Below are 15,819 nucleotides of genomic sequence, written 5' to 3' on the forward strand. Positions count from 1 at the left end.
CGCGCCGTTGGCTCCGGTGCGACCGCTCACCGTCGCTTCAGCGAGTGGAGCCAGTTGTGGGTGTTGGCGAAGCCGCACGGTATGGTCCTTGACGAACTCGACGCCCGGGGTGAGCCGGACTGGTCGCGGTGCGCCATCGACTCGGTGAACATACGAGCCTTCAAGGCAATGCCACCGTAGTTAAGTCTCGGCCCGTCGGAGAAGGCACGTCACATCCTCACTGTCAGTCCTCCACGGGTCCGGCCCGCGGCGTCAGTCCCGCCCTGTGCTCTCCTGGCCCGCCGCCCACCGGGCGGTGAGCGTGTCCACGGCGGCGATGGCGCGCCTCGTGGAGGCGTCGTCCGTGCGCACCGTGTTACTGAACTCGACGTGCAGGAACGGGACATCTTCGGCTGCCGCCTTGCGGCCCTCGACGTTCTCCGTGCCCTCCAGCGGGCATGAGCGCGCCCAGGCCCGGCACACCTGGAAGCCCTGGCCGAGCAGCGCGTTCGCCAGGCTCTTGCCGTCGGCTCGGCCTGCCGTCCCGGTCCCGGTGGAGGCGATGACGTCGTGGTCGGGATCGGAGCCGTCGGCGAAGCCGTGGACCTGGATGCCAGGCAGGCCGCGCTTGGCGAGCTCGTCGCAGACCGCCGCGAAGATCGTGTCGCGGCGGTGTGCGACGTCAGCCGAGTTACCCCGCCCGGCGTCGCGGTGGGCGCCCGCGATGACGAGGACGCCCCCTGGGGAGCCCAACAGGACGTGTGCGCCAAGCCGTTCGGTTCTGGCGTCCGACACGGGGTGAGGTGCCTGGACCGACCAGCGCACCGGCGAGGACAGATCGATGTAGACCCGGCCCCAGCCGCGGGGCGCGGGAACGCTCTCGCTGCGGTCGGAGAGTTCCGCGTACGTGCGGCCTGTCTCGGCGTCGACGAGGGTGCGCAGCTGGTAGCCGACGTGGGACAGGCGTCGGCCGGCCTCCTCGCGTTTGCCGTCGAGCACGAGTCCGACGGACTCGGCCATGGCGCGCCGGTCGGTGGGGCTTGGTTCGCGATACCCGGAGTCCGCGTGGAACGGGGCGGCGAACTCGGCGATGCGGCGCTCCAGTTCGGCTCTGGGCGGGCCGCTGGGTGGCACGCTGGGCCACGGCCGCTGTCCGTCCGCTTGGTCGTCCCGGCTCATGCCGCTGCCCGAGCGGCCTCCGGCGAGGGTGAGGACCGACGCGATCAGAGCGCCGAGCAGGGCGATCGCCGAGGCGATGGCGATCGTTTTTGTCTTCCTGTGCACAGTCATGGCCGCACCAAAGATACGGGTGAGACGGGAAGCAGAGGGGGGAGACGAAGGGGAGGTGCCATCTACATTCGTTGGTTAGCGACACATATGCGCTCAATTCGGACAACACTCCATCGATCCGGCTGACTGCCTGGAAGGCCGAGGTTGATCGCGCCTCTGGGCCGTTGTTTTCCAAGAATTTGCGCAAAGATCTCGATCAATATATTTTTTAGTGGATTTTGTCTGGGGGTGGGCAACTCTTTACCTACCTGTTGGTCGGGGATCCGGGGTCGCACCCTTGTGCCCCCAGGGCGAGACGACTCCCTCGGGGGTCGACCGCGCACCCCGAAAGAATGGAGAGGGGTATCGCGTTGGCCGCTTCGCGATCGAGGCGACGGCACAAGGGCCGTCGAAGGTCGGATATGTCGCTGATCGGTGGCATACGTCCGCCTATCGCTGTGCTATCGACTCTGCTGCTGTCCCTCGCGGGCATCACCGCGCTCGCCCTCGGCAAACCTGAGAACGCCCTCGTGCCGGAGGCCGTCCGCAAGTCCCAGCAGTACGTCGCCGAGGACGGAGCCATCGCGCTGCGTGCGTCACTCGACGAATCGATCACTGATCTGACCCGCACCGCCGCCCTGTTCAACCAGGGGCGGCCCGCGCCCGCCGACGACGTCCTGGACAAGGTCGGCGACGTGTACCAGAAGTGGCGCGGAACCGCCGTCATGGAGATCGCGTCGGGGAAGCTCCTCGGTGCGCGCGGCGAGAACGTACCGCTCACCGCCATCGACCGGAGCCGCCTTGCCGACGAGGGCGGCCTCGCCCCTCGCATGGTCCGCCTGGAGAACGGTCAGACCCGTCTGGTCACGCTCGCCCTGCTGTCCTGGGAGGGCCGGCCACAGCAGCTCCTGATCGCCTCCAGCAGCCTCAACTTCCCCGGCGTGAACCTCGGCGAGGGTCGGGCCATCGGCGTCGTGGACGCCGAAGGGCGACTCCTGAGCAGCCACGGCGCCCTCGGCGGCAAGGGCGCCAAGGAGCAACTGCGCACCTTCGCGGGCATCGCGGCGAAGAAGGGCAAGCAGAACGCGATCTCGGCCAAGTCCCCCGGCGCGGGCGGCTACACGGGTGTCAGCGGCCACCTCGCCGGGGACACCGTCGGGGACAAGCAGAGCATCGGGGGCTACGCCACGCTTGCCGCGGGCGACCCGGGTGAGGCCACCCCGGCCGGCACCCTCGGCCTCACCGTCGTCACCCAGGTCGGTGTCGTCGAGCACGCCTCCCGGCTCGCCGGACCCGCCTTCGGCCTCATCACCGCGGGCGCACTCCTCGTCATCGGCGCCATCACGGTCATGCTGCTCCTGTCCACGGTCCAGCGCCCGCTGATCAGACTCTTCCTGGAGAGCCGCCGCCTCACCCGCGGCGACCTCGCGCGACCCGTGACCGTGCCGAAGTACGGAGAGGCCGCGCGGATCGGCGCCGCCCTGGAGCGGTTGCGCGGCCAGCTGTGCGGGGCACCCCTCGGCACGCAAGAATCACAACGTCCCGGGCGACGCAGGGGGCTCGGCACCCGCGCGCTGCTCGTCGTGTGCGCCCTGTTGCTGCTCGGATGGGCCGTGCCGCTGATGCTCCTGCTCAACCGGGCCGATGACGACGTCCGCGTGCCGACCCAGACCGTGCACGACCAGAAGGCCCGCACCGCGACGCTCAGCGACCGGGTGCGCCGCGCCCTCAACGAGGGCCACGCCGACCTCTCCGCCGTCGCGTCACTCATCGGCGACCGCACCTCGTCCCAGGACATGAAGACCGTCCTGGACCGCACCCTCAAGGACCACCAGCGCTACGAGTCGGTGTACGTCCTCGGCGCCGACGGCACGATCCTCGCCCGGGCCGGTCATACCCCCCACCACGCCGCGGGAGATGCCCCTTCGAAGAACGCCTTCGAGGTGAGCGGTCACGGAGGCAAGAAGCCCGTCATCACCGCCACCGTCGCGACGCCGGGCCGTCAAGTGACCGCCGTTGTCGGGGAGTTCCGCATCGGGTTCGTCAACGGACTGCTCGGGCGCCAGGGCCTCGGCGAGGTCCGCGTGGTCGACGCCGAAGGCCGCGTCATCGGCGGCGACTCGGGATACCGCGCCTTCCAGAAGCTGCCCTCCTCCCTCCAACCGCTGCTCGACAAGAAGGCCGACCACGGCGAGGTCCGGCGCGACGGCGGGAACGTGCGCGTCGTCGCCGCCGCACCGTTTTCGGGCGGCGGGGCCGCGGAGTCCCTGCAGTGGACGGTGGTCAGCTCCCAGCCGGCCTCCTGGCTCGCCATCCCCGAGTACAGCCTGCAGAACCGCACGGTCCTCGCGGGCCTGCTCGGCCTCACCGCGGCCGCGGCCTGCCTCGGCTGGCTGCACATCGTCGTCGCCCGCCCGCTGCGCGAACTGGCCGACCAGGCCGAGAAACTGGCCGACGGCGACCGCAAGACAGTGCTCTACCCGCGCCACCACGACGAGGTCGGCGCCGTGGTCCGCAGCCTGGAACTGATCCGACAGCGCCTCCAGGACCAGCAACGCCAACGCGACGGCGCCACCCGCACGCCCGCCGCGGCCGGAAGGAACCAGTAACACCGTGCTTTTCCTCTACACCGTGCTCGTGGTGTGCGGGGCCGTCCTGCTGATCTCCGGAGTGATCGAACAGCGACGGCACTACGTCAACCTTGACCGCATCCCTACGCGCGTGCTCGTCAACGGCATCCGCGGCAAGAGCTCCATCACCCGCCTGTGCGCGGGCGCGCTGCGCGGCGGCGACCTCGTCACGGTCGCCAAGACCACCGGAACCGCCGCCCGGTTCATCCACCCGGACGCCACCGAGGAGCCCGTCTACCGCAAGTTCGGCATCGCCAACGTCGTCGAGCAGATCGGCATCGTGCGGCGTGCCAGCGCGTACCAGCCGGACGCACTCGTCATCGAGTGCATGGCCGTCATGCCCGCCCTGCAGGAAATCAACCAGTCCAAGCTGATCCGCTCAACGATCGGCGTGCTCTGCAACGTCCGCGAGGACCACCTCGCCGAGATGGGCCCGACCCTCGACGACGTGGCGCGCTCGCTGTGCCGCTCGATGCCCGAGAACGGCATCTGTGTCACCGCCGAGAAGGACCGCTTCGACATCCTCCTGGAGGAGGCCGAAGCCCGGAACTGCCGACTCATCTACGCCGACCCGGAGATGGTCACCGACGAAGAGCTGCGCGGCTTCAGCTGGTTCACGTTCAAGGAGAACGTGGCCATCGCGCTCGTCGTCGCCGACCTCCTCGGCGTCGACCGCGAGACCGCGCTCCGGGGCATGTACGAAGCCCCGCCGGACCCTGGAGTCCTCTCCGTGGAGCGGTACGTGACACACGAGGACAAGAAGCTTCGCTTCGCCAACGTCTTCGCGGCCAACGACCCCGAGTCGACGCTGATGAACATCAACCAACTGCTCGACCTCGGCGCCATCCACCGCCCCCTGAACGTGGTCATCAACTGTCGCCCCGACCGGGTCGAACGCAACGGCCAGATGGGCGAGATCATCCCCGACCTCGACCCCGACCAGGTCTTCGTCATCGGCCACCCGGCCAAGTCCGCCATCGACGCGATCCCGGCCGCCTACCGAGACCGCGCCGTAGACCTCGGCGGCGACCGGCGCGACCCCGAGGAGTTCATGCGACAGCTCCTCGGCCGGCTCGGGCCCGACTCCTCGCTCGTCGCCATCGGCAACATCCACGGTCAGGGCGAAGTGCTCCTCGAACACCTCGCGGAACTCCCGCCGGACGACTCCGACGAGCCCGCCGCCGCGCCGGCAACGCCCGAGCGGACACCCCAGTACGTCGAGACGACACCGCTGTACGCACCCCACCTCGACCCCTACCAGCAGTACCCGCGGGCGTACGAGGACCGCTACGCGCCGCACCACCACGCGCAGCGCGCGGGGGAGCAGCACCCCCACCCCGAGCCACCCCCGGCCCCTCACCCCCAGCAGAACCCGGCGCACCCCGCGCACCTCGAACAGGCCGAAATCCGCGGCTTGTTCGAGCCGCGCGTACCTCCCGCCGACGACTCCCCGCAGTGGCGCAACCCAGGAGAGCAGCACCGTTGATCCCCTCCGTACTGACCCCCGAGATCGCCGCGATCGGCATCGCGATCGGGCTGCTCTTCTCCCTCGTCTGCTACCTGACGACCAACCTCTCGCCGGGAGGCATGATCACCCCGGGCTGGCTCGCGCTGACCCTCGTCGAGGACCTGCAGCGCGCCGCGATGGTCGTCGGCGTCACCGTCCTCACGTACGCCGGCACGCTGCTGATGCAGAAGTTCGTGATCCTCTACGGCAAGCGGCTCTTCGCCTCCGTCGTACTGCTCGGCGTCACCCTCCAGGCCACCGTCATGATCGTGCTCGCCCTCGAGTTCCCGCTCATGTACGCGAACCAGACCCTCGGCTTCATCGTGCCAGGCCTGATCGCCTACCAGCTGGTCCGTCAGCCCAAGGGACCCACCCTCCTCGCCACGGGCTCGGTGACGCTCATGGCCTACGTCGTCCTCACCGCCGGAATCCTCCTCGGCGTCATGCCGTCCGCCTGACCCAGGATCGGAGCCGAAACAGCCATGCCCCCCAAGAAGAAGCGCGCCACTCTGCACACCCTGACCGTGCTGGCCCTGCTGGGGTCCAGCACGTACCTCACCGTGGAACTACGCAAGGACGAGCGGGACTCGGCACCGGGCGTCCAGACCGTCAAGGACCGTCCTGGCCGGGAGACCGACGCCGGGAAGGACAGCGGCAAGGAGACCTGGGAGCGCCTGAACAACCCCGCGCGCACCGTGCTGCGGGGCGACCAGGGCCAGATCCTCGCCACGTTCACCGACAAGGCGCGCACCGCGACCCTCAAGGGCCCCTCGCGCACCTTCACCGAACCCGCGAGCACTGCGGTCCGCGTCGTCACGGAGGACTGGGTGCGCCTGATGCCCCAGACGTGGCGCCAAGGAGCAGAGAAGGAGGCGTGGTTCAAGGCGTGGTTCAAGGAGAACTTCGGCAGCAATGAGGAAGACCTCTTCGCGACCGCGTTCCAGTACGCCACCGGAGCGCCGGTCAAGAAGGACGCCAAGGGCCTCGCGTACGCAGGCGACGCCAGGTTCGGCCCGGTCAACCCGGACCTCACCAAGCACCGCGGCACACCCCTGCTCGAACAGTCCGACTTCTTCCACTACTTGGGCATCCCGTACACCTTCCGCGACGGCACCACCAAACAGCCGGAGGCAGCCCGCGCCAGAGCCGTCGACTGCTCCGGGTTCATGCGCCTGGTGTTCGGCTACCGGGCCCGCTACCCGCTGGCGTCCGACGACAACAAGGGCGGCGGCCTGCCCCGCACAGCCAACGGCATGGCCCGCTCGCAACTGGGCGCGGACATCATCCCGTTGTCGGGCCCCGCTCCCTGGTACGAACGCCCGAAGAACATCGACGTGCTCCAGCCCGGCGACCTCCTCTTCTTCAAGATGGACCATCACACCGGCGACCGCCTCGACCACGTCGCCCTCTATCTGGGACCGGACGCCGAGGGCCACAAGACGTTCATCTCCAGCCGCAAGGAGGTCAACGGTCCGACGATCGGTGACAAGGGCGGAGTCTCCCGGATCGACGGAAGCGGCTTCTACGCACAGCTGTTGCGGAACGCGAAGAGGCTTTGAGCCCGGAGCCGCAACACCAGGGGCAGGCTACGGGGCCGGGGCCGTATTAGTGGAGGTTCATCTCGGGCGAGGTGTCTCATCCTGGGGGGGCGGGTTTCTCCAGGTTGGGACCGCTTCACCCGTGATCCGGCGGGCCATGGTGTCGATCATCGCGAGGTAGATCACGGCTTCGGAGCTGGTGGGCAGGGTCTCGTAGTCACGGGCGAGGCGGCGGTGCATCATGATCCAACCGAAGGTTCGCTCTACCGGCCAGCAGTGTGGAATCGGAGCGAATCCCCTGGCCCCAGGCTTGCGTTGGACGATTTCAAGGTCGATTGCCAGTCTGGCGGCGCTTTCGGCTATGACGCCGCCCACTACCGGGACCGCGAGGGGAGCTTGGAAGTGCCCTACGAGCACCTCGAAGGCCGTACCCGCTGGGGCGGTGGCTGTCGGATCGACGGCGCGAACAGTGACCCGTGCTCGATGTGGGAGAGCGCATCAGGGACCCCGGCCGGCGGCGCGCCCGCGGCCCTGCACGACTTCCACGACTTCGGGCTCCAGTGATGGAGGTCGGCCTGAAGCGCCGACCGTATGCTCGATGACCTCGAACTGCCCCAGCCCCCGGGTGGCCAGGCCAGCAAGGGGCGTGGCCTGTTGGCATCTGTCAGCGGCGGTCTTCATAGTTGGTGAAGTAGCTGACGACGATAAGGACGCCGAGAACGCCCCCGCCGAGGAGGGCCAGGACCGTCCCGATTCCCTTTCCGTCCATCACGCTGCGCACGCCGCCGGCGAGTCCGCCAACAGACATGCAGATGCCGAGGACGAGGGTCTGTGGACTTTGAGGTCTCAGCCAGTGCCGCAGGCTCGGGCGGCGTCGCCCGCGCGTGGGTGGGCCTGCGGAGTGCGTCATTGGTACTTCACCTTTCCCGGTTCTGCCGGGGCGTCCACATGGGTGTCGCCCGGGGTCCTTGGCTGGTTGGGCGAGTAATAGAAGTCGATCCCTGTCGCGACCACGGAGACCGGCACGCTGAATATTTTCGTCCCGACCTTGCCGATCGTGTTGATGAACGTGGGGCGGTGGTGTTTCCCGGTTACGTTGCCCAGGAGCGAGCCCTTGGCGAGACCCTTGCTGGCCTCGCCGCCGGCTGCGGACGGAGAGCCGCCAATCGCGCCCTGTATCGCGCCGTTGACGTCTCCGTGCAGCGCCGCTTCGACGCCGCCCATCCAGGAGCGGTAACTGAGGAATTCGGCAATGGGTTTGATGGTGCCGCTGCCCCACTTCGCAGGCGGCGTGTAGTCCACCGAATCCATCTTGGACTGCTGCGCCTGCCGGGCGTCGGTCTTCGCGTCCTTGAGGGATCCGTAGTACGTGCTGCCGAACTCGTGCTTGCCCTTGGTGAGTTGCGCCAGGCCCCAGGAACAGGTCGAGTCCGCTTCCGCCGCCCGGCCGAGGATCGCGTCGATGCGCCGCTGCAGGGCGTCCAGATCGTCCTGCGTCACCACCTCCACGGGGTCGCCGTGGGACATGCGGCGGGGCTGGACGCTGCGGGTCAGTGTTCCGCCGGCGAGGATCGTGATGCCGGCGGGTGGGTTCTCGTAGAGGTTCTTGAGGTCGTCCCGGGCCGCCTTGATCTGGTCGTGTGCGGAGCTCAGCAGGTTGGCGATGCTCTCCGCCTCGGTGACCGCATCGGTGAACTCGTCGGACACCCGGACCACGAACGGCTTGGTGACGGTGGCGTTCTCGCCCTTCCACTCGGTGCCCTGAGCCAGGCTGCGCATGCTCCCGGCCTCCGTGGCGACCTTCTTCAAGAGGACCGCCATGGCGGCCCAGTCGTCGGCCGCCGACTGCAGCGGTGAGAGTTTGATGTGGAGCAGCTCTTCGAACGTCGGCACCGGCCCCCTGCCATTCCCGGCGCCGCCGCCGTCGTTGTTCCGGAGGGCCCCTGGTTTGCTCAGGAATCCCTCCGCCCGCACACCCCTTACAGGGGTCACATGACGGGACCTTCCGCCTTCCGCACATGCGGCACATCGGAACCCGAAGTGGGTGGCGGCACGTCCAGGTACTCGGAGATCTTGGAGACCCGCAGCTGCGCGCCGATGAACTGGTCATCCTGGCTCGACGACTTCACCGAGTAGTCGAGATGGTCCGAGATCTGGGCGCAGGCATCGAGCAGCACCTGAAGCTGCCCCTGCCAGCCCTCACCCGCCTTGGCCAGGGCGCCACCCGTGCCGAACCCGTCGCCCTCCAGGCTCTTCGCGGCGGCCCCGGTAGCCTGCTGAGCGTGCTTGCCCGCACTCGACAGATGCTGGTGCAGCAGGAAGGCTGCGTGCCCGATCTTCCCCATGTCGTCGAACTTGAGGACCAGGTCCACGCCATCGGGCGACGGCCCGCCAGGATCCATGCTGGGCACACTGCCCAGCCGCACCTGGGCCTTCGCCTTCAGCACCGCCCACTCCTGATCGAACGACATGCCCCACACCCCGTCAAATGGCTGATCAGACGAGCCTACCCAGGGGTGATCTCAAGGATCCGTCAAGACGAGACGGCCCACAGGAGGGCTGCGTCACAAGGCTTCACAGGGCGCCCGGCCGCGTGAAGCCGCCGGGCTCACTCGCCAGCGTTTTTCGCGTTGTTGGGGCCGGCCGGGGCCAACGGCCGCCCCCGGCAGCCCGTTTAGCGACGCCGCCGTGCCGCGCGCTCCCGTTCGAGTTCCCCGAGCCGTACGAACCAGCCGACGACGCCCAGGAGTCCGAAGGTCCCGACAGCGAGCGCGACCAGGCTCATCGCGACCCGCCACCAGTGCAGCAGTCCGCTGACCCCGATGCCGAGGCCGCCGACTGTGAGGATGCAGAAGAACAACAGCGTACGCGAGCCCTCCAACTGCCGACAGAACTCACCCCAGTACCGCGCCATCAGGCGCCGCGCCCCCGCCCGTGCCACTGCCATACATCCCCCTGTCGCCCCGGCCTGTCACCGCCGATTCCGCGAGCCTACTCAGTGGCCCCGACACCCGTACGCCGCCCTGCAGGCGGCCCCCCTGCTCGCATGACAGTGGCCAGTCCAAGGACCACCCACCCGGGCAGGAGAGTTCTCAGGGGCCAGCGTGACATGTCAACCTGCAGGGGCCGACGGCGATTAGCAGGCCGGGGGCGCTACGGTTCCGGCCAGGCCGCTCAGGGCACCGCGACCCGGGCCGCGTCGGCCTGCGGTACACGTGGGCTCCGGTGCTCCCGGCGGGTGGCTGGGTGGCGGTGAGCACCTGGACGACCTTGCGCCGGGGTGGCAGGAGCTTGCCGCGCGCGGCTTCGACGGCGGCAAGTTGATCAATGGGCGCAAGCACCCGGCCGCGCTCGGTGGACGGTGGATTGGCAGCGTCACTACGTAGGCCTGGCGCAAGCACAGCGGGGCTTCAGCCTGGTTCAGCCGGCTCCGACGGGCAGTGCGCCGATGTGCCGTTCCAGAGCGGCCGGCAGGTCAAGCAGCTGGACGCTTTCCTGCTCGTTGGGGTCGGTCCGCGCGACGAGGCAGATCATGTCCTGGGTGCCGGTGTTGACCGGCATGTGGGGGGTGTTGGCGGGGATGTGGAGGTAGTCACCCGCGTGCAGCACGACGTGTTCGGCGAGACCTTCTCCGTGCCACACCTCGACAAAGCCGGACTGGACGTAGATGGCCGACTCGTGGCCCTCATGCAAGTGAGGGCGGCCCCGCATGCCGGCGGGCATCACCAGCCGATGCAGACACAGCCGCTCCGCCCCGGCCGACTGGGCACTGACCCCTGCTCCGAACGTGCCGCCCTGGAGCCCCTCGTACTGCCCGGTGCGCACGACCGTGCATTGTTTTTGATCTTCCATGCGCGCAGTACACCAGTCCGCCCGCAGGGTGTGATCAGATTGCGCCAAACGCAAACTACACCTGCATCGACCGGAGTTGTCCGGTAGTCACTCCTGGTCCGCGTAACGCTCGGGTCGGCGTCGCCTTCCTCCCGCGAGCTGAATGGCCGTAACGCCACAAACACCAAGAGCCTCCCCGACTCCGGCCCAGATCCGGCCCGTCGTCGCGCATATCCTGGACAGCCACCTGCCGCTGTCGCCGCAGCTACTTCTGCAGGTCGGGCACAGCACCGGTTCGCGGCTCCCCGGGATCCGGTGATGATCGCGCAGTGGATCAAGCATCGGGTGATCGAGCCAGAGAAGCAGGACTGGCTACACGGCTACGACGCCGCCGTCCCCTACCGGGACCGCGAGGAGGACCTGGAGGTGCCCTACGAGCACCTCGAAGGCGCCTATCCACTGGGGCGGTGGCTCTCCAATCAACGGCGCGCGCTGCGGGCCGGGCAGATGCCCAGCAAGCGAGCCGACGATCTGGAAGCGCTCGGAACCGTGTGGGCCACCGCCGACGCCGCGTTCGCCGCACACCCCGGCTCACGGCCAGCCCAAGAATGAACAGCAGGCAGTCGGACGGGGGCTGGCGCTCCCCCACCTCCTGGGACACCCCGGAGCCGCACGGTTCCGCCCTCGCCCCCTCCATCCCATGGGCCTCCCAAATCCCATGGCCTCCCCGGCACGGGTGCGGAGCCTGCGCAGAACCGTTCCTGGAGATGATCGTTGGACAGCAAGAATTCCGTTCCCCCACGGAATCAGCCAGGGCCGCGTCAGCCATCCAAAGACCCAGCACACGCGGCCCCGCCCCGTTGCACCGCAACCCACCGCACTCTCCGCCTGCAGCGCGGTTGCATGCTTTCTTCTATGAAAGTATCTTTGAGGAAAGTTTCTCCGCTGTTGGAGGTCGCTGTGAACGGGTTCATCGGACGCCGTCATGAGCTGGGACTGCTGGAGGATCTGCTGTCCTCGGTCACATCAGGCGGGCGCAGTGGGCGGCCGGGGCGTGCGGTGCTGATCCGGGGGCGCCGGCGGGTGGGGAAGTCGCGGCTGGTGGAGGAGTTCCTGGGGCGTGAGGGGCTGCCGCATGTCTTCTTCACCGCGGTCGGCGGGTCCCGCGAGGAGGATCTGGCGGGCTTCACCGCCGAGGTGGCCGCCTCCTCCCTGCCGGATGCAGCCCGCTTCGCCGACTTCACAGCCCCGCAGACCTGGGACGCGGCCCTGAGCCTGCTCGCTACCGCCCTGCCCACCGATACGCCCAGCCTCGTCGTGCTCGACGAGATGCCCTACCTGGTGCGCGAGGACCCCACCTTCGAAGGCGCGCTGCAAAAAGCCTTCGACCGGAACCTGTCCAAGCTCCCGGTCCTCCTCGTCCTGATCGGCTCCGACATCGCCATGATGGAGCAGCTCAACACCTACGGGCGGCCCTTCTACCAGCGCGGCACCGAGATGGTCGTCCCCCCGCTCACCCCGGCCGATGTCGCCGTCATGCTCGATCTGCCGCCGGCCGACGCCTTTGACGCCTACCTCGTCAGCGGCGGACTCCCCCTCATCCTGGAGGAATGGCCGCAGGGCGCAGACCTTTGGGCCTACCTGCATCACGCCCTGCAACGGCCCACCTCGGCGCTGCTGGTAAGCGGAGAGCGCACCCTGGCCGCCGAGTTCCCCACCGAAGTCCAGGCCCGCACCGTCCTGGGCGCCATCGGCCACGGCGAACGCACCTTCACCCTGATCGGCCGGACGGCGGGCGGTCTCAACCCCGGCTCGCTGACCCGCTCCCTGGAACTCCTCACCAGCCGCCGGATGGTAGCCGCCGACCTGCCCCTGTCGACCCGCCCCAGCCGGGAGACCCGCTACCGGATCGACGACCCCTACCTGCGCTTCTGGCTCTCCTTCATCGGCCCCGGCATCCCGGCCGTCGAACGCGGCCGCGGCGACCGGGTCCTCGAGGCCATCCGCACCAGCTGGACGTCCTGGCGCGGCCGGGCCGTCGAGCCCGTCATCCGCGAGAGCCTGTGGCGCCTGGCCGACGACCACCTCCCCGAAAACACCAACACCATCGGCGGCTACTGGACCCGCACCAACGACCCGGAAATCGACATCATCGGCGCCGACCGCGCCCCCATCGCCAAAAACATCACCCTCGTCGGCTCCATCAAATGGCTCGAGAACAAACCCTTCGACCACCGCGACCTCGCCCGCCTCATCACCCACCGCTCCCAACTGCCCGGCGCCGACCACGACACACCCCTGCTCGCCGTCGCCCGCAGCGGCTGCACCACCCACGGCATCACCCACCTCACCCCCGCCGACCTCCTGACGGCATGGCCCACCAACTGACCGAGGCCGTTCCGCCGTTGAAAGTTGCAGGTCGCGGACCGCAGGCCGTCCCGCCCTCCCTCCGCCACACCGGCCGCAAGGTCCACCACAGCTCTTTGGGAGCACTTCCGTGCGCTCGTTGGGACGCCTGCGAACCGAGTCCGTGCCTGAGGGATGGCCTGAGCGCAGCACGCTGCGCCCTCTCACGGGGATAAGGCAATCCGTAGAGCGAGGCCCTGGCGCTCGCGATGGTGCTGCCCCTGTATGCCGACTCCGACTGGCTGGTGGAGTGCATGGTGGAACAATGATCCCGCTTGACATGAACGTCCGCCGCTGCGGAGCGACTGGGAGGGTCGAATGGATCACTTGGTATCTGAGGAAGCATTCCGTTTCGAAGAGCTTTGGCAGAGGTTCGAGGGGTGGCTCTTGCTCAACACCCCGGAAGATCACATTGCGCTTCGCTCGGGCGCGTCCGATTCGGATATCCGCACGTTGGAAGCTGGAATCGGGTTCGAGATCAACAACGATCTGAAGTCGCTGCTCACGAAGCGCAACGGTGTCGTCGTACGCAGGTCAAGTGCAGAAGCCGGTGCTTTCGTCCTCGGTTACAGCCTCCTCGATGCGGAAGGGATTCTGGAGTGGCAGCAGACTCTCGCTGAAATGACAGAGGACGCTGAAGAAGAGGGCTATGAGGAAGAGGTGGTCGGGCGCACTGCCCATAAGCAGTGGGTGCCCTTCGCTCAGAGCCTTACCGGCGATCTCCTGTTCATTGATCACCGGAGCGACCATTACGGAGATATCGGGGAGATCTCGTTTGGCAGTCCCGAATACACATGGCTCTGGCCCGGTATGGGCCTGATGATGCACGACCTGTGCAACGCCGTGGAGGGTATGTTGCCGCTTCCTGCGCTGGGCCGCCGCCCCTCCGTCCATCAGGGGCGCCTGCTGGAATGGGTCGCGGCCTGAGCGGACATCAGAGCGGCCCTCCGGGGGCTGATGCTGGACGGACGCCGCACGCCGATCCAGGCGATGGCCGACCGGCGGCCGGACGGCAACGAACAGAACCTGCAGCAGTTCATGGACCAGTCCACCTGGGACCCGACGCCGGTGCGGAGGCGGATCGCCGAGCCTAAGCTCGGTCTTGTCCGCATCCCAACCCGCCGCTAGCTCCCCACGGTCATCAACCCCGGTACAGACAGGCAGGCGACCGTGGCGTAGCTCCTCAGACTCCGGCCGTGCAGAACACGCACGCTTCCCAGAACGGCAGCGCGTCCAGCACCCGGTGGCGTACACACGAGGCCATCGCGGCCTCCTGCGGCCCGGGCAGGACGCCCGTGCCGGCCCTCGCGGTCGCAGGGTCGAACTCCTCCACCATCGACCGATACGTGCGCAGGTACCCCTCAGCCCGAGGCGGCTCGTACGTCAGTTCCTCCCACCGGTGGCGGGACAGCGCCAGATCGAGGACGCGCAGCAGGAAATCCTTGGCCTCGGCCCGCTCCTGCGGCGTGTCCCCCCAGTCGAGCTCCGCCAGGCCGAAGCCGACCACCCCACGCCCCATCACGTTCTGGTCCTGGAGCGTCAGCAGCGCGGCGAAACGGAAGTCCCACTGCTCGTGGGCCAGCGCGGACACCGCGAGCATCAAAACGTCCACGAACACCGCCGTGCCGCCATTGGTCATCTCCAGGTACCGGCCGCCACCGCCGCCAAACACGTTCATGACACGAGAGTAGGAGCCTGCCTCTAAACCCCGGCCGGATCAGCGCGACGAGCGTGACGCCGGCAGCAGCGAGGAGCCGTCCGGCCGCCTAATCGGAAAGGACAGCCCCCTCGACGAAGTACTCCAGCCCTGGCTTGAACTCCAGCCGGGGGACGACGGCCAGCACCTGACCTTGCAGGTCACGGGGCACTTCGTAAGCAGCGCAGGCAAGCCACTCGTCCTCCCCCGCTGAGGGCAGGCGGCGGTCGAAGAGGTCGCGGATGCGCAGGATCTCTTCCCGGCTGAGTTCGGTGACGTGAGCTGGGCGTTCGTCAGCATCCCACCCGGTCAGTTCCCAGATGCGTCGATCGTCGGTCGTGTCGTTCACACCAAAAACGATAGACGCGCAGATGACGGGCCTGCCAGCTTCCCGCCCCGGACGGCCGCTGGGCTCGAAGAGCCATTGACCGGCCTCGGGCACCGCGCCAGCCAGGCTGGAGCCTGGGCACCGGTCTTCAGGAGCTGGCGTTCACTACTCATCAATACCCGGCGCTCGGTGCCGTAGCCAATGCGTCCACCTCGACCCGGAAGTCTGGGTGGACCAGCCCAGCGACCCTCACCAGGGAGCACGCGGGCGGGTTCTCTGCGTCCTGGTATTCGTCGCGTACTTTGCGGAACGCGCCCAGATCGTTCAAATCAGTCAGGTAGACCGTCAGTTTGACTACGTGTTCCAGACCAGAGCCCGCTGCCTTCAAGGCAGTGGTCAGATTTGCGTAGACCTGCCGGACCTGTTCCTCAGCGTCCCCTATACCAACCAGGTTCCCGTCGCCGTCCACAGGAACCTGACCCGAGACGGCGACCATCGCTCCGGTGAACGCGACCGCGTGGCTGTATCCATTGACAGGCGGCGAACCGATGGGACGTATGAAGTGCTCCATGGCGCGATCATGCCACGACCGCAAGCCAGCTCCTGTAGAGCACTGCCCATGATCCGCCGGACAC

General features: G+C 68.1%; 17 protein-coding genes and 3 pseudogenes. 10 read left to right on the forward strand and 10 right to left on the reverse strand.

Annotated elements, in window-relative coordinates; translation table 11 throughout:
* Window positions 1-12 precede the first annotated feature (12 nt).
* Window positions 13-165, forward strand: a pseudogene (locus tag OHA17_RS00535) (IS5/IS1182 family transposase); the annotation flags it as partial.
* An 87-nt stretch (window positions 166-252) separates the two neighbouring features.
* Here the strand turns inward: OHA17_RS00535 and OHA17_RS00540 are convergent.
* Window positions 253-1,269 (reverse strand): hypothetical protein, encoded by a 1,017-nt coding sequence (locus OHA17_RS00540; RefSeq protein WP_406502974.1) that lies wholly within the window; start codon window positions 1,267-1,269, stop codon window positions 253-255.
* 401 nt (window positions 1,270-1,670) lie between these two features.
* Here OHA17_RS00540 and OHA17_RS00545 point away from each other — a divergent pair, with 401 nt between their 5' ends.
* Genes OHA17_RS00545 through OHA17_RS00560 form a run of 4 tightly spaced genes read left to right on the forward strand, consistent with a single transcriptional unit; the run spans window position 1,671 to window position 6,944 of the window.
* Window positions 1,671-3,857, forward strand: coding sequence for a HAMP domain-containing protein (locus OHA17_RS00545; protein WP_406502976.1), 2,187 nt, complete (start codon window positions 1,671-1,673; stop codon window positions 3,855-3,857).
* 4 nt (window positions 3,858-3,861) lie between these two features.
* Window positions 3,862-5,364 (forward strand): poly-gamma-glutamate synthase PgsB, encoded by a 1,503-nt coding sequence (gene pgsB, locus OHA17_RS00550; RefSeq protein WP_406502977.1) that lies wholly within the window; start codon window positions 3,862-3,864, stop codon window positions 5,362-5,364.
* Window positions 5,361-5,843: a poly-gamma-glutamate biosynthesis protein PgsC/CapC gene (locus OHA17_RS00555; RefSeq protein WP_406502979.1), complete on the forward strand. Its 483-nt coding sequence runs from the start codon at window positions 5,361-5,363 to the stop codon at window positions 5,841-5,843. The genes pgsB and OHA17_RS00555 overlap by 4 nt, the downstream gene beginning before the upstream one ends.
* 24 nt (window positions 5,844-5,867) lie before the next feature.
* Complete coding sequence (locus OHA17_RS00560) at window positions 5,868-6,944, forward strand: NlpC/P60 family protein (RefSeq protein ID WP_406502981.1); 1,077 nt, start codon at window positions 5,868-5,870, stop codon at window positions 6,942-6,944.
* Window positions 6,945-7,001: 57 nt separating this feature from the next.
* Here the strand turns inward: OHA17_RS00560 and OHA17_RS00565 are convergent.
* Window positions 7,002-7,286, reverse strand: a pseudogene (locus OHA17_RS00565) (transposase); the annotation flags it as partial.
* A gap of 39 nt (window positions 7,287-7,325) precedes the next feature.
* Here OHA17_RS00565 and OHA17_RS00570 point away from each other — a divergent pair.
* Window positions 7,326-7,487 (forward strand): hypothetical protein, encoded by a 162-nt coding sequence (locus tag OHA17_RS00570; RefSeq protein WP_406502983.1) that lies wholly within the window; start codon window positions 7,326-7,328, stop codon window positions 7,485-7,487.
* A 100-nt stretch (window positions 7,488-7,587) separates the two neighbouring features.
* On the opposite strand, the gene OHA17_RS00575 is transcribed toward OHA17_RS00570, so the two are convergent.
* The 5 genes from OHA17_RS00575 to OHA17_RS00595 form a co-directional block, all read right to left on the reverse strand.
* Window positions 7,588-7,833 carry a hypothetical protein gene (locus tag OHA17_RS00575; RefSeq protein ID WP_406502985.1) on the reverse strand — a complete coding sequence of 82 codons (246 nt, stop codon included), beginning with the start codon at window positions 7,831-7,833 and terminating at the stop codon, window positions 7,588-7,590.
* Window positions 7,830-8,816 (reverse strand): hypothetical protein, encoded by a 987-nt coding sequence (locus OHA17_RS00580; RefSeq protein WP_406502987.1) that lies wholly within the window; start codon window positions 8,814-8,816, stop codon window positions 7,830-7,832. The genes OHA17_RS00575 and OHA17_RS00580 overlap by 4 nt, the downstream gene beginning before the upstream one ends.
* A gap of 95 nt (window positions 8,817-8,911) precedes the next feature.
* Window positions 8,912-9,394, reverse strand: coding sequence for a hypothetical protein (locus tag OHA17_RS00585; RefSeq protein WP_406502989.1), 483 nt, complete (start codon window positions 9,392-9,394; stop codon window positions 8,912-8,914).
* A gap of 203 nt (window positions 9,395-9,597) precedes the next feature.
* A complete protein-coding gene (locus OHA17_RS00590; protein WP_406502991.1) occupies window positions 9,598-9,870 on the reverse strand; it encodes a hypothetical protein in 273 nt (90 codons plus the stop codon).
* Between the two features lie 473 nt (window positions 9,871-10,343).
* On the reverse strand, window positions 10,344-10,748 hold the full coding sequence (locus OHA17_RS00595) for a cupin domain-containing protein (RefSeq protein ID WP_406502993.1): 405 nt from the start codon (window positions 10,746-10,748) through the stop codon (window positions 10,344-10,346).
* A 351-nt stretch (window positions 10,749-11,099) separates the two neighbouring features.
* Between OHA17_RS00595 and OHA17_RS00600 the strand changes: the two genes are divergently transcribed.
* From OHA17_RS00600 to OHA17_RS00615, 4 genes and pseudogenes are all read left to right on the forward strand, one after another.
* Entirely contained in the window at window positions 11,100-11,366 is a 267-nt protein-coding gene (locus OHA17_RS00600) for a helicase associated domain-containing protein (protein WP_406502995.1), read from the forward strand.
* Window positions 11,367-11,714: 348 nt separating this feature from the next.
* Window positions 11,715-13,142, forward strand: coding sequence for an ATP-binding protein (locus tag OHA17_RS00605; RefSeq protein ID WP_406502997.1), 1,428 nt, complete (start codon window positions 11,715-11,717; stop codon window positions 13,140-13,142).
* 336 nt (window positions 13,143-13,478) lie between these two features.
* Window positions 13,479-14,087, forward strand: a complete 609-nt coding sequence (locus OHA17_RS00610; RefSeq protein WP_406502999.1) for an SMI1/KNR4 family protein — start codon at window positions 13,479-13,481, stop codon at window positions 14,085-14,087.
* A 6-nt stretch (window positions 14,088-14,093) separates the two neighbouring features.
* Window positions 14,094-14,249: pseudogene (locus tag OHA17_RS00615) on the forward strand (transposase); the annotation flags it as partial.
* Window positions 14,250-14,343: 94 nt separating this feature from the next.
* On the opposite strand, the gene OHA17_RS00620 reads toward OHA17_RS00615, so the two are convergent.
* From OHA17_RS00620 to OHA17_RS00630, 3 genes are all read right to left on the reverse strand, one after another.
* Window positions 14,344-14,838 carry a hypothetical protein gene (locus tag OHA17_RS00620; RefSeq protein WP_406503001.1) on the reverse strand — a complete coding sequence of 165 codons (495 nt, stop codon included), beginning with the start codon at window positions 14,836-14,838 and terminating at the stop codon, window positions 14,344-14,346.
* An 88-nt stretch (window positions 14,839-14,926) separates the two neighbouring features.
* Complete coding sequence (locus tag OHA17_RS00625) at window positions 14,927-15,205, reverse strand: hypothetical protein (RefSeq protein WP_406503003.1); 279 nt, start codon at window positions 15,203-15,205, stop codon at window positions 14,927-14,929.
* Window positions 15,206-15,356: 151 nt separating this feature from the next.
* A complete protein-coding gene (locus OHA17_RS00630) occupies window positions 15,357-15,755 on the reverse strand; it encodes a RidA family protein (RefSeq protein WP_406503005.1) in 399 nt (132 codons plus the stop codon).
* Between the last annotated feature and the right edge of the window lie 64 nt (window positions 15,756-15,819).

Source organism: Streptomyces sp. NBC_00212, from assembly GCF_045206365.1.
Classification (GTDB): Bacteria; Actinomycetota; Actinomycetes; order Streptomycetales; family Streptomycetaceae; genus Streptomyces.